Origin of the sequence: Brachybacterium sp. AG952, assembly GCF_004362645.1 — a bacterium.
In the GTDB taxonomy this organism is placed as follows: domain Bacteria; phylum Actinomycetota; class Actinomycetes; order Actinomycetales; family Dermabacteraceae; genus Brachybacterium; species Brachybacterium conglomeratum.
The window spans coordinates 257001-280887 of record NZ_SNXV01000005.1 but is presented as its reverse complement, the minus strand read 5'-3'; the positions used below and the strand labels follow the sequence as shown (position 1 = coordinate 280887).

25 protein-coding genes are annotated in these 23887 nt (G+C 72.5%); 16 read left to right on the top strand and 9 right to left on the bottom strand.

Annotation, left to right across the window (positions count from 1 at the left end; translation table 11 throughout):
• The first annotated feature begins 55 nt into the window (after positions 1 to 55).
• From typA to DEU31_RS13670, 3 genes are read left to right on the top strand one after another with little or no spacing between them, the layout of a single operon-like run.
• Positions 56 to 1978: a translational GTPase TypA gene (typA, locus tag DEU31_RS13680; protein WP_010551450.1), complete on the top strand. Its 1923-nt coding sequence runs from the start codon at positions 56 to 58 to the stop codon at positions 1976 to 1978.
• A gap of 4 nt (positions 1979 to 1982) precedes the next feature.
• Positions 1983 to 2423: a hypothetical protein gene (locus tag DEU31_RS13675; protein WP_010551451.1), complete on the top strand. Its 441-nt coding sequence runs from the start codon at positions 1983 to 1985 to the stop codon at positions 2421 to 2423.
• Positions 2424 to 2427: 4 nt separating this feature from the next.
• Complete coding sequence (locus tag DEU31_RS13670; protein ID WP_010551452.1) at positions 2428 to 3009, top strand: CDP-alcohol phosphatidyltransferase family protein; 582 nt, start codon at positions 2428 to 2430, stop codon at positions 3007 to 3009.
• Here DEU31_RS13670 and DEU31_RS13665 read toward each other — a convergent pair.
• Positions 2948 to 3220, bottom strand: coding sequence for a hypothetical protein (locus tag DEU31_RS13665; RefSeq protein ID WP_010551453.1), 273 nt, complete (start codon positions 3218 to 3220; stop codon positions 2948 to 2950). The two genes, DEU31_RS13670 and DEU31_RS13665, sit on opposite strands and share 62 nt — an antisense overlap.
• 157 nt (positions 3221 to 3377) lie before the next feature.
• On the opposite strand from DEU31_RS13665, the gene fdxA reads away from it, so the two are divergent.
• The 6 genes from fdxA to pflA all read left to right on the top strand — a co-directional run bounded on the left by fdxA (position 3378) and on the right by pflA (position 10030).
• The gene (gene fdxA, locus DEU31_RS13660; protein ID WP_010551454.1) at positions 3378 to 3707 is read left to right on the top strand and encodes a ferredoxin; all 330 of its coding nucleotides are present in this window, start codon (positions 3378 to 3380) and stop codon (positions 3705 to 3707) included.
• Between the two features lie 3 nt (positions 3708 to 3710).
• Positions 3711 to 4886, top strand: coding sequence for a succinyldiaminopimelate transaminase (dapC, locus tag DEU31_RS13655; RefSeq protein ID WP_133677537.1), 1176 nt, complete (start codon positions 3711 to 3713; stop codon positions 4884 to 4886).
• A gap of 51 nt (positions 4887 to 4937) precedes the next feature.
• Complete coding sequence (locus tag DEU31_RS13650; RefSeq protein ID WP_010551456.1) at positions 4938 to 6293, top strand: citrate synthase; 1356 nt, start codon at positions 4938 to 4940, stop codon at positions 6291 to 6293.
• A gap of 332 nt (positions 6294 to 6625) precedes the next feature.
• Positions 6626 to 8740, top strand: coding sequence for a pyruvate formate lyase family protein (locus tag DEU31_RS13645; RefSeq protein WP_010551457.1), 2115 nt, complete (start codon positions 6626 to 6628; stop codon positions 8738 to 8740).
• Positions 8741 to 8850: 110 nt separating this feature from the next.
• The gene (gene grcA2 / locus DEU31_RS13640; RefSeq protein WP_010551458.1) at positions 8851 to 9102 is read left to right on the top strand and encodes an autonomous glycyl radical cofactor GrcA2; all 252 of its coding nucleotides are present in this window, start codon (positions 8851 to 8853) and stop codon (positions 9100 to 9102) included.
• A 76-nt stretch (positions 9103 to 9178) separates the two neighbouring features.
• Positions 9179 to 10030 (top strand): pyruvate formate-lyase-activating protein, encoded by an 852-nt coding sequence (pflA, locus tag DEU31_RS13635; RefSeq protein ID WP_010551459.1) that lies wholly within the window; start codon positions 9179 to 9181, stop codon positions 10028 to 10030.
• 60 nt (positions 10031 to 10090) lie between these two features.
• Here pflA and DEU31_RS13630 read toward each other — a convergent pair whose 3' ends face one another.
• Together DEU31_RS13630 and dapD are read right to left on the bottom strand one after the other, a co-directional pair.
• The gene (locus DEU31_RS13630; protein ID WP_133677536.1) at positions 10091 to 11038 is read right to left on the bottom strand and encodes a hypothetical protein; all 948 of its coding nucleotides are present in this window, start codon (positions 11036 to 11038) and stop codon (positions 10091 to 10093) included.
• 33 nt (positions 11039 to 11071) lie between these two features.
• Positions 11072 to 12055 carry a 2,3,4,5-tetrahydropyridine-2,6-dicarboxylate N-succinyltransferase gene (dapD, locus tag DEU31_RS13625; RefSeq protein ID WP_133677535.1) on the bottom strand — a complete coding sequence of 328 codons (984 nt, stop codon included), beginning with the start codon at positions 12053 to 12055 and terminating at the stop codon, positions 11072 to 11074.
• 127 nt (positions 12056 to 12182) lie between these two features.
• Between dapD and DEU31_RS13620 the strand changes: the two genes are divergently transcribed.
• Positions 12183 to 13466 (top strand): MFS transporter, encoded by a 1284-nt coding sequence (locus DEU31_RS13620; protein WP_133677534.1) that lies wholly within the window; start codon positions 12183 to 12185, stop codon positions 13464 to 13466.
• Here the strand turns inward: DEU31_RS13620 and DEU31_RS13615 are convergent.
• Both DEU31_RS13615 and DEU31_RS17215 read right to left on the bottom strand, forming a co-directional pair.
• Positions 13448 to 14179, bottom strand: a complete 732-nt coding sequence (locus DEU31_RS13615; RefSeq protein ID WP_133677533.1) for a helix-turn-helix domain-containing protein — start codon at positions 14177 to 14179, stop codon at positions 13448 to 13450. The two genes, DEU31_RS13620 and DEU31_RS13615, sit on opposite strands and share 19 nt — an antisense overlap.
• Before the next feature lie 247 nt (positions 14180 to 14426).
• Positions 14427 to 14906: a hypothetical protein gene (locus DEU31_RS17215; protein WP_243733844.1), complete on the bottom strand. Its 480-nt coding sequence runs from the start codon at positions 14904 to 14906 to the stop codon at positions 14427 to 14429.
• Between the two features lie 4 nt (positions 14907 to 14910).
• Between DEU31_RS17215 and DEU31_RS13605 the strand changes: the two genes are divergently transcribed.
• The gene (locus DEU31_RS13605) at positions 14911 to 15558 is read left to right on the top strand and encodes an MFS transporter (RefSeq protein WP_133677532.1); all 648 of its coding nucleotides are present in this window, start codon (positions 14911 to 14913) and stop codon (positions 15556 to 15558) included.
• A gap of 16 nt (positions 15559 to 15574) precedes the next feature.
• Here the strand turns inward: DEU31_RS13605 and DEU31_RS13600 are convergent, their stop codons facing one another.
• Positions 15575 to 16471 (bottom strand): hypothetical protein, encoded by an 897-nt coding sequence (locus DEU31_RS13600; protein ID WP_243733843.1) that lies wholly within the window; start codon positions 16469 to 16471, stop codon positions 15575 to 15577.
• Positions 16472 to 16535: 64 nt separating this feature from the next.
• Here DEU31_RS13600 and DEU31_RS13595 point away from each other — a divergent pair, with 64 nt between their 5' ends.
• From DEU31_RS13595 to DEU31_RS13575, 4 genes are all read left to right on the top strand, one after another.
• Positions 16536 to 18296, top strand: coding sequence for an FAD/NAD(P)-binding protein (locus DEU31_RS13595; RefSeq protein ID WP_133677530.1), 1761 nt, complete (start codon positions 16536 to 16538; stop codon positions 18294 to 18296).
• 54 nt (positions 18297 to 18350) lie between these two features.
• Positions 18351 to 19457, top strand: coding sequence for a succinyl-diaminopimelate desuccinylase (dapE, locus tag DEU31_RS13590; RefSeq protein ID WP_053916181.1), 1107 nt, complete (start codon positions 18351 to 18353; stop codon positions 19455 to 19457).
• A 47-nt stretch (positions 19458 to 19504) separates the two neighbouring features.
• Positions 19505 to 20308: a TIGR00730 family Rossman fold protein gene (locus tag DEU31_RS13585; protein WP_133677528.1), complete on the top strand. Its 804-nt coding sequence runs from the start codon at positions 19505 to 19507 to the stop codon at positions 20306 to 20308.
• Positions 20309 to 20556: 248 nt separating this feature from the next.
• Positions 20557 to 20724, top strand: a complete 168-nt coding sequence (locus DEU31_RS13575) for a DUF3117 domain-containing protein (protein ID WP_010551467.1) — start codon at positions 20557 to 20559, stop codon at positions 20722 to 20724.
• Positions 20725 to 20796: 72 nt separating this feature from the next.
• Here the strand turns inward: DEU31_RS13575 and DEU31_RS13570 are convergent, their stop codons facing one another.
• Complete coding sequence (locus tag DEU31_RS13570; RefSeq protein ID WP_070499577.1) at positions 20797 to 21459, bottom strand: class I SAM-dependent methyltransferase; 663 nt, start codon at positions 21457 to 21459, stop codon at positions 20797 to 20799.
• Between the two features lie 143 nt (positions 21460 to 21602).
• Here DEU31_RS13570 and DEU31_RS13565 point away from each other — a divergent pair, with 143 nt between their 5' ends.
• Entirely contained in the window at positions 21603 to 22016 is a 414-nt protein-coding gene (locus DEU31_RS13565; RefSeq protein ID WP_010551469.1) for a twin-arginine translocase TatA/TatE family subunit, read from the top strand.
• A gap of 100 nt (positions 22017 to 22116) precedes the next feature.
• Here DEU31_RS13565 and DEU31_RS13560 read toward each other — a convergent pair whose 3' ends face one another.
• Together DEU31_RS13560 and DEU31_RS13555 are read right to left on the bottom strand one after the other, a co-directional pair.
• Positions 22117 to 23286 (bottom strand): P-loop NTPase, encoded by a 1170-nt coding sequence (locus tag DEU31_RS13560; RefSeq protein WP_133677526.1) that lies wholly within the window; start codon positions 23284 to 23286, stop codon positions 22117 to 22119.
• On the bottom strand, positions 23283 to 23885 hold the full coding sequence (locus DEU31_RS13555) for a DUF1003 domain-containing protein (protein ID WP_062949354.1): 603 nt from the start codon (positions 23883 to 23885) through the stop codon (positions 23283 to 23285). The genes DEU31_RS13560 and DEU31_RS13555 overlap by 4 nt, the downstream gene beginning before the upstream one ends.
• Between the last annotated feature and the right edge of the window lie 2 nt (positions 23886 to 23887).

Genomic DNA, 23887 nt, shown 5'->3' with positions numbered 1-23887 from the left:
ACCGGGCGCTGCTCGGTCCACGCCCCGCCGCGCTATCTGAATCGAGCACCTGCGTATGACCATCCAGCACCGCACCGACCTGCGAAACGTCGCCATCGTCGCCCACGTGGACCACGGCAAGACCACCCTGGTCGACGCCATGCTCACCCAGGGCGGAGCCTTCGGCGAGCGTGACAAGCACGACGAGCGGGCGATGGACTCCGGCGAGCTCGAGCGCGAGAAGGGCATCACGATCCTCGCCAAGAACACGGCGATCCGCTACGTCGGCCCCTCGGCCGCGGCGATCGGCGAGCCCGACGGCATCACCATCAACGTCATCGACACCCCCGGCCACGCCGACTTCGGCGGAGAGGTCGAGCGCGGCCTGTCGATGGTCGACGGCGTCGTGCTGCTGGTGGACTCCTCCGAGGGCCCGCTGCCGCAGACCCGCTTCGTGCTGCGCAAGGCGCTGGCCGCGAAGCTGCCCGTCATCCTGGTGGTCAACAAGGTCGACCGCCCCGACGCCCGCATCGAGGAGGTCGTCGGCGAGGCCACCGACCTGCTGCTGGGCCTGGCCTCCGACCTCGCCGAGGAGATCGACGACATCGACCTCGACGCGGTGCTGGACGTGCCGGTCGTCTACGCCTCCGGCAAGGCGGGCCGCGCCTCCACCACCCAGCCCGCCGACGGCACCCTCCCCGAGGAGGAGACCGTTGAGCCGCTGTTCAGGACCATCCTCGAGTCGATCCCGGCCCCGAGCTACGACGACGAGGTGCCGCTGCAGGCCCACGTCACCAACCTCGACGCCTCCCCGTTCCTGGGCCGTCTCGCGCTGCTGCGCATCAAGAACGGCGAGCTCACCAAGGGCCAGCAGGTCGCCTGGTGCACCCAGGACGGCACCACGAAGACGGTGAAGATCACCGAGCTGCTGGAGACCAAGGGCCTCTCCCGCGAGCCGATGACCCGCGCCGCCCGCCCGGGCGACATCGTCGCCGTCGCCGGCATCCCGGAGATCATGATCGGCGAGACCCTCGCCGACGTGAACGACCCGCGCCCGCTGCCGCTGATCACCATCGACGACCCCGCGATCTCGATGACCATCGGCATCAACACCTCCCCGCTCGCGGGCAAGAACGGCAAGGGCCACAAGCTCACCGCCCGCCAGGTGAAGGACCGCCTGGACTCCGAGCTGGTCGGCAACGTGTCCCTGAAGGTGCTGCCCACCGAGCGCCCCGACGCCTGGGAGGTGCAGGGCCGCGGCGAGCTGGCCCTGTCGATCCTGGTCGAGCAGATGCGCCGCGAGGGCTTCGAGCTCACCGTCGGCAAGCCGAAGGTCCTCACCCGCGAGATCGACGGCAAGGTCCACGAGCCCGTCGAGCGGATGACCATCGACGTGCCCGACGAGTACCTCGGCACCGTCACCCAGCTGATGGCCTCGCGCAAGGGCCGCATGGAGACCATGAGCAACCACGGCTCGGGCTGGGTGCGCATGGAGTTCGTCGTCCCCTCCCGCGGCCTGATCGGCTTCCGCACCCGGTTCATGACCGAGACCCGCGGCAACGGCATCGCCTCCTCCTACGCCGACGGCCACGAGCCGTGGATGGGCGAGATCGAGTTCCGCGCGACCGGCTCGCTGGTCGCCGACCGCGCCGGGAACGTCACGCCCTTCGCGATGATCAACCTGCAGGAGCGCGGCTCCTTCTTCGTCGAGCCGACCTCGGAGGTGTACGCCGGCCAGATCGTGGGGGAGAACTCCCGCAACGAGGACATGGACGTGAACATCACCAAGGAGAAGAAGCTGACGAACATGCGCGCCGCGTCGTCGGACTCCTTCGAGAACCTGGTGCCGCCGCGGAAGCTGACCCTCGAGGAGTCCCTCGAGTTCACCGGCGAGGACGAGTGCGTCGAGGTGACCCCGGAGATCGTGCGCATCCGCAAGGTGATCCTGGACGCGAACGAGCGCCGTCGCGCCCAGTCCAAGGCGAAGTCCGGGAAGTGACGCGGTGACCAGCACGCAGCAGAGGCCGACGGCGGTCGACACGACCTCCCTCGCCGCCCGGCTCGGCCAGGCCGCGATGGCGATCGTGCTCGCGATCGTCTCGGTGCTGCTGCTGGTCACCACCCACCGGTTCGAGCTGACCGTGCTCGGCGTCGACCTCCCCGCCGGGCTCCTGCTCGGCGCCGTCTTCCAGGCCGTGGTGTGCCTGTTCCTGTGGTCCGCGACGGGGACCCGCTTCCCGCTCCTGGTGCTCGGCTCGCTGTGGGGCCTGCTGGCCGGTCCCTTCCTCGGCGAGGGGGCGGGGGGCGGCGTGCTCCTGCCCGCCGTGATCGCGGATCAGGCGCAGTACTCCGGCTGGATCGTCCAGGGCATCGGGATCCTGATCCCCTTCGCCCTCGCCCTGGTGATCACGGTCGCGGGACGCGGCCGGTCCCGGGCACGCTGAGGCCATGAGCGCCGCCGACCGCCCCGACTGGGCGACGATCCCGAACCTCGTCACCCTCGTCCGCCTCGCGCTGCTGCTGCCGGTGTGCCTGCGCCTGGCGGACGGGCCGGACACCCTCGGCGTGGTGCTGCTGCTCGTCTGGGCCTCGACCGACTGGATCGACGGGATGCTCGCCCGCGCCCTGGACCAGACCAGCCGCACCGGCCAGATCATGGACCCGATCGCGGACCGTCTGGGCCTCGTCGCGATTGTGCTGACCCTGGCCCTCGCGGACCTGCTGCCCTGGGCGGCGCTCGCCGTGATCGTCGTCGTCGACGCGGCGATGGCCGTCCTCGCCACGCGCGCCGCGCTCGGCGGGCGGATCTCCGTCTCCTGGCTCGGCAAGATCCGCACCTTCGTGCTGATGGCCTCGGTGTTCCTGCTGGTCGCCGTCGCCGCGTGGGCGCCCTCGCTGGTGCCGGCCGCGCAGGCGCTGGTGTGGGTCGGGGCCGTGCTGCACGTCGGCTCCGGCGTGGACTACATCGTCAGGGCGCGGCGGGCCCCTGCCGCCGCACCGGCGGAGGCGGGACCTCCTTCGCGGCGATGACCAGGGCCCGCGGCACGCGCACCTCGCCGCGCCGCGTCATCACCTGCACCACCGCGTCGTCGACCAGCGTGATCGTGCCCAGCGCATCGGTCATCGACTCGCCGTGCGGGGAGCGCTCGCGGTCGATCGCATAGCGCAGCACCACCCGTCGCCCCTCCGCGAGGAAGGGCGCCCAGCCGGCGCGGACCCGGTGACCCTCGTGCATCGTCATCCGGGCAGGCTATCCCCGTGCCCGTCGGCCCGTCGCGGGGGCCGCCGCAGGCAGGCTGTGCATCCTGTCACCTCCTGCTCCGGCACGTCCCGGCGGCGCTCCCGGGCGGGGCCGGGATGAGATGATGGAGGGCGACCCGGACGGAAGGAAGCCGCACATGACGTACGTCATCGCCCTGCCCTGCGTCGACGTGAAGGATCGCGCCTGCGTCGACGAGTGCCCCGTGGACTGCATCTACGAGGGCAACCGGATGCTGTACATCCAGCCCGACGAGTGCGTGGACTGCGGCGCGTGCGAGCCCGTCTGCCCCGTCGAGGCGATCTTCTACGAGGACGACACCCCCGACGAGTGGGCCGACTACTACAAGGCCAACGTCGAGTTCTTCGACGAGCTCGGCGCACCGGGCGGCGCCGCGAAGATGGGCGTGATCGACAAGGACCACCCGCTCGTCGAGGCCCTGCCCCCGCAAGAGAACCCCCTGGCCTGAGCCGTGGCGCCGACGCACTCCGCCACCCGCCCCGTCGCGCGCGAGGGCCTCGCCGCGCGCCTGCCCGCCTTCCCCTGGGACACGATCGTGCCCGCCCGCGAGCGGGCCGCGCAGCACCCCGACGGGCTCGTCGACCTCTCCGTCGGCACCCCCGTGGACCCGACGCCCGCCACCGTGCAGCAGGCGCTGGCCGACGCGGCCGACAGCTCCGGCTACCCGACCACGGTCGGCACCCCCGCCCTGCGCGAGGCGCTGGTGGACTTCGTCCGCCGCCACCGTGCGGCCCCCGCCGTGCTGGGCGTCGACGCGGTGCTGCCCACCGTCGGCTCGAAGGAGCTCGTCGCGCACCTGCCCTTCCAGCTGGGCCTCGGCGCGGGCGACGCGATCGCGTTCCCGCACATCGCCTATCCCACCTACGACATGGGCGCCCGCTTCGTCGGCGCGAGGCCGCTGCCGGTGGACATGGCGCGCCTGGCCGCCGAGGGCGACGCCGCGCTGCCGGACCCGTCCGCCGCGAGCAGGATCCGGCTGCTGTGGCTGAACTCCCCCTCGAACCCGACCGGCGAGGTGCTGGACGTCGACCAGCTCGCCGCGCTGCTGGCCTGGGCGCGCGAGCGCGGGATCGTCGTCGCCTCCGACGAGTGCTACGCGCTGCTGCCCTGGACCGTGGACGAGGTCCCCTCGATCCTGGACCCGCGGGTGAACGGCGGCTCCCTCGAGGGTCTGCTGTGCGTGTACTCCCTGTCCAAGCAGTCGAACCTCGCCGGCTACCGCGCCGCATTCGTCGCCGGGGACCCGTCGCTCGTGGCCGAGCTCGTCGCGGTGCGCAAGCAGGCCGGGATGATGCTGCCCGGGCCCGTCCAGGCGGCCTTCGGCGCAGCGCTCGCCGATGACGCCGCCCCCGCCGCGCAGCGGGAGGTCTACCGGGCTCGCAGGGCGCAGCTCGCCCCCGCGCTCGAGTCCGCGGGCGGCACGATCCACGGTTCGCAGGCGGGCCTGTACCTGTGGACCACCTTCGGCGAGGACTCGATGGTCACGGTCGATCGCCTCGCAGACCGCGGTGTGCTGGTCGCACCAGGGATGTTCTATGGTGAGGGGGGAGCGCGGTTCGTTCGCGTCGCCCTCACCGCGACCGACGAGCGGATCGCCGCCGCCGCCCAGCGCCTCGAGCGCTCCTGACACCTCCGGCCCCGCGCCGGGACCGATCCGACCACGCACAACGGAGAGCCCATGGATCACGCCACGACGTCTGCCCACCTCACCCTCGGGGAGAAGTCCCTCGACCTTCCGGTCGTCCCTGCCGTGGAGGGCAACTCCGGCATCACGATCGGTCCGCTCCGCAAGGAGACCGGCCAGGTCACCTACGACCCCGGTTTCATGAACACCGCGAACGCGAAGTCCTCGATCACCTACATCGACGGCGACGAGGGCATCCTGCGCTACCGCGGCTACCCCATCGAGCAGCTCGCGGAGAAGTCCAGCTACCTCGAGGTGGCCTACCTCCTGATCAACGGCGAGCTTCCCACCAAGGGCCAGCTCGACAACTTCGAGGCCCAGGTCGAGCGCCGCACCCTGCTCGACGAGCGCTTCAAGCACCTCTTCGACGGCTACCCGCGCGACGCCCACCCGATGGCGGTGCTGCAGGCCGGGGTGTCGGGCCTGTCGACCTTCTACCAGGACTCCCTGGACCCCTTCGACGAGGAGCAGGTGCGGATCTCCTCCGTGCGCCTGCTGGCGAAGATGCCGACGATGGCCGCCTACGCGCACCGCATCGCGCAGGGCCATGCGCTGCTCTACCCCGACAACCGGCTCTCCCTCATCGAGAACTTCCTGCGCCTGACCTTCGGCTTCCCGGTCGAGGAGTTCATCGCGGACCCGGTGATCGTGCGCGCGATGGAGCAGCTGCTGATCCTCCACGCCGACCACGAGCAGAACTGCTCCACCTCCGCGGTGCGCCTGGTCGGCTCCGCGCAGGCGAACCTGTTCACCTCGATCTCCGCCGGCATCGGCGCCCTCTCCGGCCCCGCGCACGGCGGCGCGAACGCCGCCGTGATGGAGATGCTCGACCAGATCCAGGCCCGCGACATGGATCCCCGCGACTTCATGGAGAAGGTGAAGAACAAGGAGGACGGGATCCGCCTGATGGGCTTCGGCCACCGGGTGTACAAGAACTACGATCCCCGCGCCCGCATCGTCAAGAAGATCGCCGACGACGTCCTCGAGCGCCTCGGCGTGCAGGACGAGCGGCTCGAGCTCGCGATGAAGCTCGAGGAGATCGCGCTGAAGGACGACTACTTCGTCGAGCGCAAGCTCTACCCGAACGTCGACTTCTACACCGGCATCATCTACAAGGCCATCGGCTTCCCCACCGAGATGTTCACGGTGCTCTTCGCCATCGGCCGCCTTCCGGGCTGGATCGCCCAGTGGCAGGAGATGATCCACGACCCGGAGACGAAGATCGGCCGCCCGCGCCAGATCTACACCGGCGAGGCCGAGCGCCCGTACACCGCGATGCAGGACCGCACCGGCACCAGCGAGCTGCGCCTCGCGGAGCTGAAGGCGGAGATGGACAAGCAGCGCAGCTGAGCGCTCCGGCGGCCTGTCGTCCCCCGCCCTGAGGACCTGCGAGGGCCCGTGCGATCACCGATCGTGCGGGCCCTCCGTCATGCCCGGCGGGAACCCCGCCGCGTCGCTCGGGCCCGCTGTCGCGCCCATCTGGTCTGGTGCTCCGTCCGTCGGGCTCGATGCCGCGCCCGGCAGGCCCTTCGTCCCGCCGGCGATGGACCGACGTCCTGCGGCTGGCCGGCTCCGATCGTGCGGGGACCTTGGACCCCGGTCAGGGGCCTCGGCGGTGCCTAGCGTGGAGTCATCCACGAAGGGCCCCGCGCCGCGGGCCCGCGCCGCGAACAGGAGCCGCCATGAGCACCGCCACCACCGACCGTCCCGCCGCCGCGACCGCCCCGGGCGACGCCTGGGCCGGGTTCGCCCCCGGCCCGTGGCAGGAGACGATCGACGTGCGCGACTTCATCCTGCGCAACTACACCCCCTACTCGGGCGACGCCTCCTTCCTCGCCGGCCCCACCGAGAAGACCCTCCGGCTCTGGGACCACCTCGAGCGCACCTACCTCTCGGAGGAGCGCAGGCGGCGCGTCTACGACGTCGACACCGAGACCCCCGCCGACATCGACGCCTTCCCCGCCGGGTACATCAGCGAGGACGACGACGTGATCGTCGGCCTCCAGACCGACGTGCCGCTCAAGCGCGCCATGATGCCCAGCGGAGGCTGGCGCATGGTCGAGACCGCGATCCGGGAGGCGGGCAAGGAGCCCGATCCGCGGATCAAGGAGATCTTCACCAAGCACCGCAAGACCCACAACGACGGCGTCTTCGACATCTACACCCCGCGGATCCGCGCCGCCCGCTCCAGCCACATCATCACCGGCCTGCCCGACGCCTACGGCCGCGGCCGCATCATCGGCGACTACCGCCGCCTCGCCCTCTACGGCGCGGACTTCCTGATCGCCGAGAAGAAGGCCGCGAAGGACGCCGTCGCGGACCAGGGGTTCTCCGAGCACTGGGCGCGCTATCGGGAGGAGCACGCCGAGCAGATCAAAGCGCTGACGAAGCTGGTGCGGCTCGGCGAGATCTACGAGCTGGACCTGCGCCGCCCCGCGGCGACCGCCCAGGAGGCCGTGCAGTGGACCTACATGGCCTATCTCGCCTCGGTGAAGAGCCAGGACGGCGCCGCGATGTCCATCGGCCGCCTCTCGGGCTTCCTGGACGTGTACATCCAACGGGACCTCGCCGCCGGCACCCTCACCGAGTCCGAGGCGCAGGAGATCATCGACGCGCTCGTGATCAAGCTGCGGATCGTGCGCTTCCTGCGCACCGTCGACTACGACCAGATCTTCTCCGGCGACCCCTACTGGGCGACCTGGTCCGATGCCGGCTTCGCCGAGGACGGCCGACCGCTGGTCACCAGGACCTCCTTCCGCCTGCTGCAGACCCTGCGGAACCTCGGCCCCGCCCCGGAGCCGAACATCACGATCTTCTGGGACCCGGAGCTGCCCGAGGGCTACAAGGAGTTCTGCTCCGCGATCTCGATCGAGACCTCCTCGATCCAGTACGAGTCCGACGCGCAGATCCGGGAGCGATGGGGCGACGACGCCGCGATCGCCTGCTGCGTCTCCCCGATGCGGGTGGGCAAGCAGATGCAGTTCTTCGGCGCCCGCGTCAACGCCGGCAAGGCGCTGCTCTACGCGATCAACGGCGGCCGCGACGAGGTCACCGGGAAGCAGGTCACCGAGCCCGGGCTGCACACCCCGATCACGGGCGAGGCCCCGCTGGACTTCGACGAGGTCTGGCAGCGCTACGAGGAGATGCTCGACTGGGTGGTGGGCACCTACGTCGAGGCGCTGAACATCATCCACTACAGCCACGACCGCTACGCCTACGAATCGATCGAGATGGCGCTGCACGACAGCGAGATCGTGCGCACCATGGGCTGCGGCATCGCTGGCCTGTCGATCGTCGCGGACTCCCTCTCCGCGATCCGCTACGCGACGGTCACCCCGGTGCGGGACGAGACTGGCCTGGTCGTCGACTACGTGACCGAGGGGGAGTTCCCCCGCTACGGGAACGACGACGACCGCGCCGACGACATCGCGGCGACGATCGTGCACACCGTGATGCAGAAGATCAAGGCGATCCCGATGTACCGCGACGCGATCCCGACCCAGTCGGTCCTGACGATCACCTCGAACGTCGTCTACGGAAAGGCGACCGGCTCCTTCCCCTCGGGGCACCGGGCAGGCACCCCGTTCTCGCCGGGCGCGAACCCGGAGAACGGCGCCGACACCCACGGCATGGTCGCCTCGATGCTCTCGGTCGGGAAGCTCGACTACGAGGACGCCCTGGACGGCATCTCGCTGACCAACACGATCACCCCGCAGGGGCTCGGCCGCACCAAGGACGAGCAGGTGACGAACCTCGTCGGGATCCTCGACGCCGGCTTCATGATCGACGACGAGTGAGCCTCGCACCGGCCGACCGACGCGCCCCGTCGGCCGGCCGGCACCCGGCGGCCCCGCCGGACCAGCCCCTCCACCCCCGAACCTGCACCGCACACCCCGAGGAGAACCCCATGACCACCCCCACCTTCGACCAGCGCCTCGCCTCCATGAAGGCCAGTCGGGCCGCGAACAACGCCGAGACCGGCCTGTTCCACGCCAACATCAACGTGCTGAACAAGGACACCCTCGTCGACGCGATGGAGAACCCGGAGGACTACCCGAACCTCACCGTGCGCGTCTCCGGCTACGCGGTGAACTTCGTCAAGCTCACCCGCGAGCAGCAGCTCGACGTCCTGGACCGCACCTTCCACCAGGGCGCCTGAGCGGCGCGCGGGCGCAGCCGGCGCACAGAGCACACAGAACAGACAGAGCACAGCGAGCACGGGGACGAGAGCGCAGATGACGCAGAGCATCGACCTGCTGGGCCGGCCCGTCGAGAACCGGCGGGCCGGCGCGGGGATCGACGGGATGGCCGAGGCGGAGCTGGACCGCAGCGGCCGCCTCGCCGCGATCCGGGAGGGCCGCCTCGCCTCTGTCCACTCCTGGGAGCTGGTCACCGCGGTCGACGGCCCCGGCACCCGGCTGACGATCTTCTTCGCGGGCTGCCCGCTGCGCTGCGTCTACTGCCACAACCCCGACACCATGGAGATGCGGCGCGGCCAGGACGTCGAGCTCGAGGAGATCGAACGGCTCCTGCGCCGCTACCGCCGCGTGTTCCGCGCGACCGGCGGCGGGATCACCCTCTCCGGCGGCGAGGTGCTCATGCAGCCCGCCTTCGCCCGCAACGTGCTGCGCGCCGCGAAGGAGCTCGGCATCCACACCGCGATCGACACCTCCGGGTATCTCGGCGCGGTCGCGAAGGACGAGCTGCTCGCCGACGTCGACCTCGTGCTGCTGGACGTCAAGAGCGGCGACGAGGCGAGCTACAAGCGACTCACCGGCCGGGAGCTGCAGCCCACGATCGACTTCGGTGACCGACTCGCCCGCGCCGGCATCGCGATCTGGATCCGCTTCGTGGTCGTGCCGGAGTGGACCGACGCGGCGGAGAACGTCGAGAAGGTCGCGGACATCGTCGAGCGCTGGCAGGACGTGGTCGAGCGCGTCGAGGTGCTGCCCTTCCACAACATGGGCCAGGACAAGTGGGACGTGCTCGGGATGGAATACCGGCTGCGGGACGCGCATCCGCCGTCCACGGAGGTCGTCGAGCGGGTGCGCGCGCAGTTCCGGGCCCGCGGCCTCACCGTGCACTGAGCCCGAGCGAGCCTCGGACCGGGTCGAGCGCTCAGTGCGCCGGGTCCTGATCCGCGGCGCTCAGCGCCCGCTGACCAGCACGACCACCCGCTCGGGATCGCCGCCCTCGGCGCTGCCCCATGCCCCGGCCTCCTCGCCGTGGGCGGTGCGGTCCCAGACCCGGCCGCGGTAGCTGACCTGCACCACCCCGTCGTCGGCCGCACGGGCCACTGCCCAGTTCGCGAGCGACCAGCCCAGCGTCTCGTCGCCGCCCGGGTCGAGCACGAGCGCCGTCGCGCCGGCGCCCTCGGGCACCTGCGGGGCGGCCCCGGCGGCGGAATCCAGCGACGACGTGACCCGCCCGGACTCCGTCGCGCGGGGGAACTGCCGCGCGAGCTCGCCGCGCAGCTGCTCGGGGGAGGTGGTCGCACCGACCTCGTCGAGGGTGCACAGCAGGTTCGCGCCGGACTGGCCGGTGAGGGCCGAGGCGTACAGCCGACCCTCGGTCTCGTGGTCGCGATACGCCTCGGGATGCCCGGAGCGCTGCACCTGCTGGGCGATGTCGTTGATGTCGGCGCTGGTGTAGTCGGGGTAGGTCTCGAGCACGTCGAAGAAGGCGTTGGAGGCGTAGACCGGGTCCATGATCTGCTCCTCCGTGCCCCAGCCTTGCGAGGGCCGCTGCTGGAACAGGCCCAGCGAGTCCCGGTCGCCGTAGTCGATGTTCTGCAGCTGCGACTCCTGGTACGCGGTCGCCAGCGCGATCGACGCCGCCCGCGGCGGCATGCCCCGATCCACCGCCGTCGCGCTGATCAGCGCCGCGTTCGCGACCCGATCGGTGGTGTAGCGGTGGCTGGTGCCGAGCCCCGAGGCGACGCAGGTGCCCTCGTGGGCGGGGGAGTCATAGCGCTCCAGGGCGAGATAGCTGCCGCCAGCGATCCCTCCGAAGACCAGCACCATGACCAGAGGGGCCGCGAGGTGACGGCCGACGCGGCCGCGTGCGCGGCCGCGCGCACGGGAGCCTGCTGCCACCCTCGCGGTCCTCCGTCCCTCAGATGCTTCGTCTCAGTTGCTGTGGAGGGCGGCGTTGAGCTCGACGGTCTGGCCCGCGCGGGCCACCGCCTGCACCGCACCGGTCAGCGAGTTGCGGCGGAAGAGCAGGTTCGGCACCCCGGAGAGCTCCCGCGCCTTCACCACGTGGGGGCCCTGGGCCTCGGCGCCGGGCTCGCCGAGCAGCTCGACCTTCGTGCCGGCGGTGACGTACAGCCCCGCCTCGACCACGCAGTCGTCCCCGAGGGCGATGCCGATCCCGGCCTCGGCGCCGACGAGGGAGCGCCGACCGATGCTGACGCGCTCGGTGCCGCCGCCGGAGAGGGTGCCCATGGTGGAGGCACCGCCGCCCACGTCGGAGCCGTCCCCGACCACGACGCCCTGGGAGATGCGGCCCTCGATCATCGAGGCGCCGAGGGTGCCGGCATTGAAGTTCACGAAGCCCTCGTGCATCACGGTGGTGCCCTCGGCGAGGTGCGCGCCGAGCCGCACGCGATCCGCGTCGCCGATGCGGACGCCGGTGGGCAGCACGTAGTCGACCATGCGCGGGAACTTGTCCACCGAGAGGACCGTCGGGGTGCGGCCCGCGGCGCGCAAGCGCAGGCGCGTCTCCTCGAAGCCGGCGACCGCGCAGGGTCCTTCGGTGGTCCACACGACGTTGGTGAGGGCGCCGAAGAGCCCCTCGAGGTTCTGCTCGTTCGGGCGGACCAGGCGGTGGGAGAGGAGATGGAGGCGCAGGTAGGCGTCGGCCGCATCGGCCGGGGCGGCCGTCAGGTCGATCGCGCGGACCACGACCTCCTGGGTGGTGCCGCGCACCTCGTCGGCCTGCGCGGCGGCGACCAGCTGCGCGTGGAGGGGATGGCCGGCGGGGTCAGTGGGAGCCTCGCCGAGCTGCGGCGAGGGGTACCATGCATCGAGGACGGAACCGTCGGCCCCGAGTGTCGTGAGCGCGATGCCCCAGGCGGCGGTGACGGTGGACTCGGATGTCGAGGATGTCATGGGCCGAGTCTACGAATCCTGACCCAGCAGGGGAGCATGCGCCCGTCCGGGCGCGGCGAAGAGCACACCGCGGGGCACCAGACGCCCCGAGCGGGCGGGACCGCGATGTCCGGGGGGCGGTGAGCGGATGACCGACGGCGACGACGCGCACGCGCCCCGCCATGCCCCTCTCCACCGCAACGGCGAGTACCTGCGGTGGCTGCTCGGCGACCTGCTGCTCGACATCGGCACCGGGATCGGCGCCTTCGCCTTCCCGCTGATCACCTTCATGGTCACCCAGTCCCTCGGCACGACGGGGCTGGTCGCCCTGGTGCAGGGGCTCGGCGCGGTCGTCGGCCTGATCCCCGGCGGCCTGCTCGCCGACCGGATCGAGCGCCGCTCCCTGCGTCTGCTCGCCGGGATCACCGGCGCGGTCGTGCAGCTCGCTCTGGTCGTGGTGCTGCTGGGCGGCTGGGCCGGTCCCGTGCTGCTGGCCTCGCTCGCCTTCCTGGACCGGCTGCGGGAGACCGCGCTGGGCAGCGCCTCCAACGCCATGCTCAAGCAGATCGTGCCCGTGACGCAGCTGCCGCGGGCCGTGTCGGTGAACCAGGGCCGCGAGGCCGCGGTCGAGATGGCCTCCGGGCCCGTGGGCGGTGCGCTGCTGGGACTGTCGATCGTGTTCCCGCCGCTCGTGCACCTGCTGGGGAACGTCGGCTCGGTCCTCGCGACGCTGAGCATGCGCGGACGCTACCGGCCGAGGGCCGAGGGCTCCCCGCCCACGAAGGCGGTCGACGACCTCCGCGAGGCCCTCGCCTGGATCCGCACCCAGCCGATCCGGCTGCAGATGCTCGCCGTCTCCTCCGCCGTGAACCTCGGCGCCAATGGACTGCTGTTCACGGTGATGCTGGACCTCGCGGACCAGGGGGTGCCCGCCTCCCGCATCGGCCTGCTGAACACGGCGCTGGCCGCCGCGATCCTGCTCGGCGCCTTCCTCGCCCCGCGCCTGGTGGACACGGTGCCGACGGGGGCGCTCGCGATCGCGCCCGTCGCCCTGATGACCCTGGTCGGGGTGCTGCTGCCCGTGGCGTCCTCGATGGTGTGGATCGGGCTGTGCTACACGGCAATCGGGATCGGCCTGCCCGCCTTCAACGCCTCCGGGCAGGGGTTCTTCACCCACATCACGCCGGTGGCGATGCAGGGCCGGATCAGCTCCCTGATGCGCCTGGTGTCCCTCGGCGTGATGACCTTCGCGCCCGCGCTCGCCGGCTGGGGCCTCGAGATCGCCGGCAGCACGACCACGCTGCTGCTCTTCGCGGCGGTGCTCGCGCTCGGCGTGGTGATCGGTCTGCTCGCCCGCGACCTGCGCCGCCTGCCTGTCTCCTCCCGCTGGGAGCGTCACGCCCGGGAGAGGGGCTACTCCGTCCCGGAGTGAGGTGCGGACGGCTGCTGGCCGACAGCGGCCCACAGAACCTGATACGTGTTCGCCTCGTCTCCGTCGATCGGGTCGGGCAGGTCCGCACCGGACTCGTCGCGGTGGCGGACCCTGGCCTTCTGCAGGATCTCCGATACCGCCCCGTTCACCTCCTGCATCTCCGCCGCGGTCAGTCGGACAGTGGTCGCAAAGAGGTTCCCGGATCCCTCCTTGGAAAGCGGGCTCCGACCCTTGGGGCGTGCGAGCTCCGCAGACCATGCCGTCCGCATCCAGTCGAAGACGGCGAGCGAGGCGGAATCGGAGGCCGCGGAGTACTCAGTGGCCGCTGCCGTCCCGTCGTCGGAGACGGTCCCCTCCTCGCGCCCGAAGTAGTAGGAGAGCTGTGCGAGGCGCCACACCCGGTCCCGACGGTCCCGCGCCGCCTCCGGCGCCTCCTCGATCACGCCTCCGCGGGCGAGGATCCGCAGGTGATAGCTCACCGAGTTCGCGGGGATCCCCAGATCCGCAGCGAGATCCGCCGCACGGGCCGTGCCCCGGCGGCCCATCCGTTCCATCAGCTCCAGACGCAGGGGATGGGCCATCGCCCGCAGCTGATCGCGGCTCGCGTGCTCGGCCGACGAGTCGTCCCCGTCGAGCGGCTGCGTGACGCTCGCCCTGCGGTCAGCCGTGGTCTCGCCTGTTCGTAACCCGCTCTCGTTCTCCACGTCGTCCATGCGGGCAGTCTAGGAATGCACTTCCCTTCGCACCAGTCCGTGCGCACAGAACAGTGCGCAAGGCCTATTGCGCAACATGTATTGCGGATCTACGATGCGATCCATGACGACCCTTGGCGACGCCGCCCAGACCTCGATTCGGAGGAACCCCGAGTACCGCCGTTGGCTCCTCGGCGACCTGTGCCTCGACCTCGGCGCCGGCATCGGCGCTTTCGCCTTCCCGCTCATCACGCTCCAGGTCACCGGATCACTCGGAGCGACGGGCCTCGTCGGCCTCGTGCAGGGGATCGGCACCCTGGCCAGCCTCGTCCCCGGCGGGCTGCTCGCCGACCGCTGCGAGAGGCGTCGTCTCCGCCTGCTCGCCGCGGCGACCGGGATGCTCGTGCAGGCCGTGCTGATCACCGTCCTCGCGCTCCGCGGGGGAGGCCTTCTCGGCCTCGCCGTGCTCGCCTTCGTCGACCGGCTGCGCGCCGGACTGCTGGGCAGTGCCTCGAATGCCATGCTCAAGCAGATCGTCCCGCCCGCTCTGCTCGCGCGCGCCTTCTCCGTCAACGAAGGACGGGAGGCCGCGGTCGAGATGGCCGCCGGCCCTCTCGGCGGAGCCCTGCTGGGACTGTCGATCCTCTTCCCGCCGCTCGCGCAGCTGCTCGGCAACGCGGGCTCGCTCCTCGCGACGCTCTCGATGCGCGGACGCTACCGTCCGCGCGCGGGGGGTGGCCGCTTCCACTCGCGTGAGGGACGATCTGCGGGCAGCGGTCACCTGGTCGCTCTCGCAGCCGATCAGGCTGCAGCTGATGGGGGTCGCCGTGGCGGTGAACCTCGGGGGGAACGGCCTGATCCTCACCGTCCTGCTCGCGTTCGCCGCGGACGGCATCCCCGCCGCTCGTCTCGGCCTGTTGAACACCGTGCTCGCCGCGGCGATCCTCGCGGGGGCCCTCGCCGCGCCGCGGCTGGTGGACGCGGTGCCCACGGGGACCCTCACGATCGTCCCGGTGCTCGTGCTCGCCGTGCTCGGGGCTCTGATCCCCTTCGCGCCCGGGATGGCGTGGATCGCTCTCGCCTACGCGCTCATGGGCCTCGGTCTCGCACCGCTGAACTCCGCGACGCAGGGATTCTTCATGCACATCACGCCGGTCGGGATGCAGGGCCGCCTCGGTGCTCTCATGGGGCTTGTGACCATGGGGCTCATGCCGCTCGGGCCGATGCTCGCCGGGTGGGGACTCGAGCTGGCCGGTCCGCGCCCCACCATGTGGTTCTTCGCCGCGGTCACTGCAGTCGGTGCGCTGTGTGCACTGCTCTCCCGCGACCTGCGCAGGGTCCCCGTCGCCGCGGGGTGGGAGCGCTACGCCGACGAGCAGGGCCTGGGCGCCGAGGAATGAGCAGCAGCGCCGTGGCTCACACCGCCGGCGGCTCCTCGTCCAGAGGCGACGGTCCGATCGATTCGCTCGCCCGCACCCGTCGCGCCCTCCGCTCTCGGCGCCGCCCGCCCAGGTACACCGCCGCGGTCGCGGCGACCAGGGCGATGACCCCGCCGATCAGCAGCGCCGGGGCCTGCTCGGTCGCGACGATCTCGGCGCGCAGCATGAGCGAGAGCAGCAGCACCGCGGCACCGGCGACGATCGCGAGGACGCCCGCGCCGAGCAGGAGCGCCGGGCCCAGGGACCAGAGGACCACCGGCCCCGCGGACTCGCCCTGCAGCGGCCTGCGCAGCGGCAGCCCGCGCCCCAGCTGGCCGGGACGGGAGACCGCCCAGTCCAGCAGCGCCCGGTCCCGGCGGCGCGTCGCGACCGCGCCGACGACCGCGGCGAGCACCAGGCACAGCAGCATCCCGCCGAGCAGCGGAGCCGCCTCCGCGGCCAGGTGCCCGGGGAGGTCCGCGGCGTCCAGGCTCCGCAGCACGGTGAGCACCACGCAGACGAGCGCGCCGAGCAGCAGCGCCCCCTCGAGGAGCCGCAGCGGGATCTGCCGTGCTCCTCGCTCCGCCTCGGCCGCGGCGCCGACCTCGTCCGCGACCGGGTCCGCGCCCTCCTCGAGCACCACGCGGCGCTCGTCGGCCAGGCGTTCGGCGAACTCCTCGACGGAGCCCGGGGCGCGCAGGGAGGGCGCATAGCGCTCGCGCTGGGCGGCGCTGAGCCAGGCGGTGAGCACGAGCGCATCCGCCGCGGCGCGTTCACGCGGCAGCAGATCGGCGTTGACCACCGCGCGCAGCCGCGCGGCCTGCCCGAAGAGGACCCCGGTGAGCGGTCCGGAGCTCGCGCGCGGCGGAAGGTGTCTCGGCGACGTCGACGACATGGGGACATCGTCCCAGACGGCGCGCACGGACCGAAGGCTCCGCGCCGCGCCGCATACTGGGGGGATGACCCACGCCGCCGACCCCGTCCGCACCGTCGTCGTCATCGGGGCGGGCCCCCGGGGCACCGCGATCGTGGAGCGGCTGGTCGCGGCGTCGACCACGGAGGCGTGGCAGGGGCCGCTGACCGTGCACCTGGTCGACCCGCAGGTGGGGCGCGGCGGGGCCGTGTGGCGCCATGACCAGCCCGAGGTGCTGCTCATGAACACCACCACCTGCCAGACCACCCTGTACCCGGACGAGTCCTGCCATCCGCTGCTGCCCGTCCCGCACCACGAGAGCCTGGCCGACCACCTGGCAGCGGAGGGGCTCGGTCCCTCCGACTTCGCCTCCCGCGCCGCGCACGGCCGCTATCTCGCGCACGTGCTCGAGACCGCGCTCGCCGATGCGGACCCCGAGCGGCTGCGGATCGTGCTGCACCCCGCCGAGGCCGTGGACGTCACCGGCCCGGCCGACGGGCCCCAGCGGATCCGCCTCTCGGACGGGCGCGTGCTGCGGGCCGACGCGGTCGCGCTCGCGCTCGGCCACCTGCCCACCGCGCTCGGCCCCCGCTCCCAGCAGCTCGCCGACGCCGCCGAGCGGCACGGCCTGGTCCACCTCGGCCCCGCGAACCCGCTCGAGGTCGACTACGCCGCCCTGCTCGGCCGCGAGGCGGTCGCCGTGCAGGGGATGGGCCTGAACTTCTACGACGCGATCGGGATGCTCACCGCCGCCGCCGGCGGACGCTTCGAGGAGGCCCCGGAGACCGAGGCGGGACTGCGCTACGTGCCCGGCGGCGCCGAGCCCGTGCTCGTGATCGGCTCCCGCTCCGGCATGGTCTACCGCCCCAAGCCCGACCTGCCGCAGGAGCAGCTGAGCCCCTACCCGCTGCAGGTCCTCACCAGCGAGCGCGTCCTCGAGCTCGCGGTGCGCTCGGCCGGGGTGGACCATGAGGGGGAGGTGATGCCGCTGATGCTCGCCGAGCTGCGCCGCGCCCTGCGCGGGGCCGGGCACGCCGAACTCGCGAGCGACGAGGCGCTGATCCACCTGCTGTTCCCCTTCGGCCGCCGAGGCGGGGACAGCGACGACGCCCACCGCCGCACCCGCGAGGTGCTCGCCTCCGCGCTCGCCGCTGCGACCGCGCCCGATCCCGCCTGGGTGCTGATCCACCGAGTGCTCATCGCGCTGCGGATGCAGGTCAACCGCCTCATCGACCTCGGCGCGTACACCACCGAGTCGGTGCGCCGCGACATCGACGGCCACCTCCGCAACGCCTTCGCCTCCTGGGCCTCGGGCCCGCCCGTGCTGCGCGCTCGGCAGGTGCTCGCGCTCGAGGCGGCGGGGCTGGTGCGCTTCACCGGCCCGCGCATGCACCTGGACATCGACGAGGAGGCGGGTCGCTTCGCGGTGCGCGGCGGGGACGGGTCCGTGACCCTGTGCGACGGAGTGCTCGAGGCGCATCTGCCGCCCGTGGACCTGCCCGCCTACCGCTCCGCCCTGCTCGGCGCCTGGCGCGAGCGCGGCGAGGCGCAGAAGGACCACTGGGCCTCCCGCGGCTCCCGCCGCCGCATGCTCACCGGCTCGATCGCGGTCGACGGGCTCTACGCCCCGATCGGCACCGACGACACCGTCTACGAGCGGCGCCTGCTCGTGGGAGTCCCCGTCTCCACCGCCCAGCCGGGCTCCGCGATCACCGCCGAGCCGGGCACCTCCCCGCAGCTGCTGCGCCATGCCGAGGCGGTCGCGGTGCGCCTCGCCCGCGCCGGAGGAGCGCTCGCCGCCGAGTGACCCGGCCCGCCCGGCGATGACCGCACCGCACCCGGGCGTGGCACGATGGCGCCCATGAGCACGCGCCCCGCCCCCGCCCTGGACCCGTCGGCCGACATCGTCGACCTCACCGCCGCGATCGTCGACATCGAGTCGGTCTCCGGGAACGAGCAGGCGCTCGCCGACGCCGTCGAGCAGGCGCTGCGCACGCACGCCCCGCACCTCGAGGTGCTGCGCGACGGGGACACCGTCATCGCCCGCACCCATCACGGCCGGGACCGGCGCGTGCTGCTGGCCGGCCATCTCGACACCGTCCCGGTCGCCGCGAACCTCCCCTCCTCCCGTCGCATCCGCGAGGGCCGCGAGGAGCTCGTCGGCCGCGGCAGCTGCGACATGAAGGGCGGGGTCGCGGTGATGCTGAAGCTCGCCGTCGAGGCGGCCGACGCGCCGATGGATCTCACCTGGCTGTTCTACGACCATGAGGAGGTCGCCGCGGCCGACAACTCCCTCACCCGCCTCGCCGCCGAGCACCCCGAACACCTCGAGGCCGACTTCGCGATCCTCGGCGAGCCCACCTCCGCCGGGGTCGAGGGCGGCTGCAAGGGCACCATGAAGCTCGAGGTCACCGCCCGCGGCGTCGCCGCGCACTCCGCCCGCGACTGGGTGGGCGAGAACGCGATCCACCACCTCGCCCCGGTGCTCGAGCGGCTCGCCGCCTATGAGGCTCGCCGCGCGGTGATCGACGGGCTCGAGTACCGCGAGTGCCTCAACGCCGTCGCGATCACCGGCGGGATCGCCGGGAACGTCATCCCCGACCGGGCGAGCGCCACCCTGAACTACCGCTTCGCCCCGGACACCAGCGTCGAGCAGGCCGAGGCGCATGTGCGCGAGGTCCTCGCGGGCCTGGACCTCGAGATCGAGGTGACCGACTCCGCGCCCGGCGCGCTGCCGGGCCTGGACACCGCCGCCGCCCGCGACTTCCTCGCCGCGCTCGGGGGAGAGGTCCCCCTGGCCGCGAAGCAGGGCTGGACCGACGTCTCCCGCTTCTCGGCCCTCGGCACCCCGGCGGTGAACTTCGGCCCCGGCGATCCGCTGCTGGCCCACACCGACGACGAGCACGTCCCGGTCGACGACCTCACTCGCGCGCTCGAGGGACTGCGACGGTACCTGCTGGGGGCCTGACCCCGGGCGGTCGGGCGCGAGGCAGCCCGGGCCGTTACGATCGCGGCATGACACCGGAGGAACGAGAGCACCACCGCAAGGGGCCCGTCACGCTGCGCGGCGCCCAGCGGCCCGACCGCACCACCGACCAGCGTCTGCTCGAGGAGTCCGCCCCGGGTGCCTGGGTGCACTCCGATCCGTGGCGGGTGCTGCGGATCCAGTCGGAGTTCGTCGAGGGCTTCGGGGCGCTGGCCGAGCTGGGCCCGGCGATCTCGATCTTCGGCTCCGCACGCCTCGGCGAGGGCCATCCCGATTACGAGTGCGCGCGGCGGATCGGCGCGGGCATCGCCGAGCGCGGCTACGCCGTGATCACCGGCGGCGGCCCCGGCATCATGGAGGCCGGCAACCGCGGCGCTCAGGAGGCGGGCGGCGTCTCCGTCGGCCTCGGCATCGAGCTGCCGCACGAGCAGGGGCTGAACCCCTACGTCGACCTCGGCGTCGACTTCCGCTACTTCTTCGCGCGCAAGACCATGTTCGTGAAGTACTCCAGCGGCTTCGTGGTGATGCCCGGCGGCTTCGGCACCTTCGACGAGCTGTTCGAGGCGCTGTGCCTGATGCAGACCCACAAGATCGACATGTTCCCCGTGATCCTGGTGGGCCGCGACTACTGGCAGGGCCTGCTGGACTGGGTGAGCTCGGCGGTCGTGGATCGCGGGATGATCAGCCTGGCCGACCTGGACCTCGTGCGCGTGGTGGACACCGCCGAGGAGGCCCTGGCCGCGCTCGGCGAGGCGATCCGCGGCGACGACGAGGGGCCGGCGGCGGGGGAGCACCGCACCTCCGCGGAGGACGAGGTCGTGGACGCCTCGTGACCGCCGTCGGACCGATGGTGCTGCTCCTGCTGCTGGTGGCGCTCGTGGTCGCGGTGCTCATGGTGGGTGTGGCGACGGGCCGCCAGGGCGGCGGGATCGGGCTTCCGCAGAGGCCTCGTCGGACGACTCGTCGGACGCGGCGTGCGAGCACTCCTGAAGACCTGAGATAATGGCCACCGTACGCGCGCTGCCAGAGGCCCCGTCCGGGGGAGCGACTCAGGGGCAGCGACACATCTAGGAGGCACGCCATGGCTGCTATGAAGCCGCGCACCGGTGACGGTCCGCTCGAGGTCGTGGAGGAGGGGCGCAGCATCATCATGCGGGTCCCGCTCGAGGGGGGCGGCCGTCTGGTCGTCGAGATCGCCGCATCGGAAGCCGTGGAGCTGCGGGACGCCCTGGAGGGCGTGATCAAGTAAGCAGCTCGCCGCCGGCATCGGCCCCGCACCCGCTCGACGAGTGCGGGGCCGATGCTGTCGGAGCGCCGGCTCTCAGCCCCTGCGGGGGCGGTGCACCGCGGCGAGCACGCCGTCGCCGCTGCCGGTGAGCGCGGGGACGAGGTCCTCCGCCTCGGAGACCGCGCGGAGCAGGCCCCGCACCGCCCGGGTGGTGGCATCGCGCGCGGCCGGGTCCGCGACCCGGTCGTGGAAGAGGGCGTGGGGGATGACCAGCACGCCGCCCGGGCGCAGCAGGCGCCGGGCGTGCTCGAGCAGCTCCTCCGCGTGCGGGGCGTGGGCGGGGAAGGCGACCAGGTCGTAGGCGTGATCGGTGAGCCGGCCGACGACGTCGCGCGGCTGACCGGCGATGGTCCGCACGCGCGGCGTGCGGATCCGCGCCTCGGCGAACGCCTCGCGCGCCGCGCGCTGGTTCTCGACCTCGGGGTCGATCGTGGTGAGCACCCCGTCGGGGTGCATACCGGCGAGCAGGTACAGGGAGCCGACGCCGCTGCCGGTGCCGATCTCGACCGCGGAGCGGGCCTGCACCGCCGCGGCGAGCAGCCGCATCAGCGCGCCCGCTCCCGGCAGCACGGGCGGCGCGCCGAGCTCGTTGCCGCGCTCGCGGGCGCGGGCCAGGACGCCGTCGTCGGCGAAGAGGTCCGCCTCGTCGACGAACTCCTCGCCGTGGGCCCAGGAGGCCACCTTTCCCGACGACATCTCCGCTTCCTCTCGCCGCATGCCTGTGAACGGGCCGATCCTACGACAGCCGCGCGGGCGACGCGCAGTCCGTGCGCCGTTCCCAGGGGGCGCGATGCAATAATGGGCCCGCAGCAGCGGACCTCGAGACGTTTAGGTGGACAATGGGCGGCACCGGCTTCATGGGCCTCGGCGGGTGGGAGATCGTCGTCCTGCTCATCGTGTTCCTCGTGATCGTGGGCCCGCAGCGGCTGCCCGAGGTCACCCGTTCGCTGGTCCAGTGGGTGCGCAAGGCGCGCCGCTGGGTGGACGACTCGCGCTCGACGGTCGAGGACGAGATGGGCATCGCCATCGAGGACCTCAAGAAGTACGACCCGCGCCAGTACGATCCGCGCCGCATCATCCGCGAGGCCTGGGGCGACACCGACATCGAGGAGCTGCTGCCCAGCAAGGAGGCCATGTCCGTGGCAGGCGGCGCGGCCGCGGCGGGCGCCGCGAAGGGCGCGAAGAAGCGCTCGGGCTCGGCCGCCAAGGACGAGGGCCCGAAGCGCGCCCCCTTCGACGACGAGGCCACGTGAGCCACGCGCTCGCCGGCCAGCGCCGCTGAGCGTCCGGCCTCCACGTCGATGCCCGACGGCATGGTGGCGCGACGGAACCCGGCGTGATGCGTTGGACGGCTCAGTGCCGCGCGACCGACAGCGGCAGCTTCATCCCGCCCAGTCCCCGCGGGGACCGCGTCAGCGAGCGCGCCACGCCCGTGAGTGCCTGCGCTGTGGGGGAGTCGGGAGCGGAGACCACCAGCGGCATGCCCCGGTCCGCGCCTTCGCGCAGCGCCGGGTCCAGGCCCACGCGGCCCAGCACCGGCACCTGCTCGCCGACGGCCTCGGCGAGGGTCGCGGCGACCCGGTCGCCGCCGCCGCTGCCGAAGACGTCCATCACGGAGCCGTCGGGCAGGGTCAGGCCCGCCATGTTCTCGACGACCCCGGCGATCTTCTGTTCGGTGGAGGCGGCGAGGGAGCCGACGCGCTCGGCGACGGAGGCGGCGGACTGCTGGGGCGTGGTCACCACGACCATCTTCGCGCCGGGCAGCAGCTGCGCGACCGAGATCGCGACGTCGCCGGTGCCGGGCGGGAGGTCCAGCAGCAGCACGTCGAGGTCGCCCCAGAACACGTCGGAGGCGAACTGCTCGATCGCGCGGTGCATCTTCGGGCCGCGCCACACCACGGCCTGCCCCTCGGGCACGAACATGCCGATGCTCATCACGGCCACGCCGTGCCCGACCGGCGGCATGAGCAGGTCGGAGACCTTCGTGGGCTGATCGGTGATCCCGAACATGCCCGGCATCGAGAAGCCGTGGATGTCCGCGTCGATCACGCCGACGCGCAGCCCGTCGGCCGCCATCGCGGCGGCGAGGTTCGCGGTGACGGTGGACTTGCCCACCCCGCCCTTGCCGGAGGAGATCGCGAAGATGCGGGTGAGGGAGCCTGGCTGGTTGAAGGGGATCTGGCGGCGCCCCTGGCGGAGCCGGTTCGTGAGCTCGCGGCGCTGCTCCTCGGTCATCGCGGAGGTGGTGACCTCGACGCGGGACAGGCCCGGCACGGTCGCGGTCGCCTCGGCGGTCTCGCGCTCGATCCGGTCCCGCATGGGGCAGCCCTCGATCGTGACGAGCACGTGCACGCGGGCGATGCCCTCGGCGTCCACGTCCACGGACCCGACCATGCCGAGCTCGGTGATGGGGCGATGGATCTCGGGGTCGATCACCCCGCTGAGCGCCTCATGGATGCGCTCCACGCGCTCGTCGGCGGGGGCCTCGGTCGCGCCCTGGGCGGGCGTCTCCGGTGTGGTCACTGGGGGTCCTGCTCCTTCCCGGTGCGGCGCTCGAGCGCCGCCTCGACCTCCTCGCGCAGGATCGCGCGGAGGCTCTGGTCGTCCAGCGCGGGCGCCTCGGGGCGGTCCGTCTCCGGCCCGGCCTCCTCGAGCTCCTGGAGGAGGTCGCGCAGCTCGCCGCGCACGAAGTCGCGCGTGGCGACGTCGTTGAGGGCGAGGCGCAGCGAGGCGATCTCGCGCGTGATGAAGTCGGTGGTGGCGTGGTTGCGCTCGTTGGACTGGCGGTCCTGCTCGGCCTGGACGCGGTCGCGGTCGTCCTGCCGGTTCTGCGCGAGCAGCAGCAGGGGAGCGGCGTAGGAGGCCTGCAGCGAGAGGATCAGGGTGAGCAGGGTGAAGTTCAGGGCGCGCGGGTCGAACTGCGCGGACTCCGGGGCGAGCGAGTTCCAGGTCAGCCACACCGCGCAGAAAAGGGTCATGCCCACCAGGAAGGCGGGCGTGCCCATCATGCGCGCGAAGCCCTCCGCACCGCGCCCGAAGGCGTCGCCGCGCAGGGGGTTGCGCAGGCGGCCGCGACGACGGGGCGCCGGGTCGTCGAGAGGGTCGACGTTCTTCTCCGCCATCC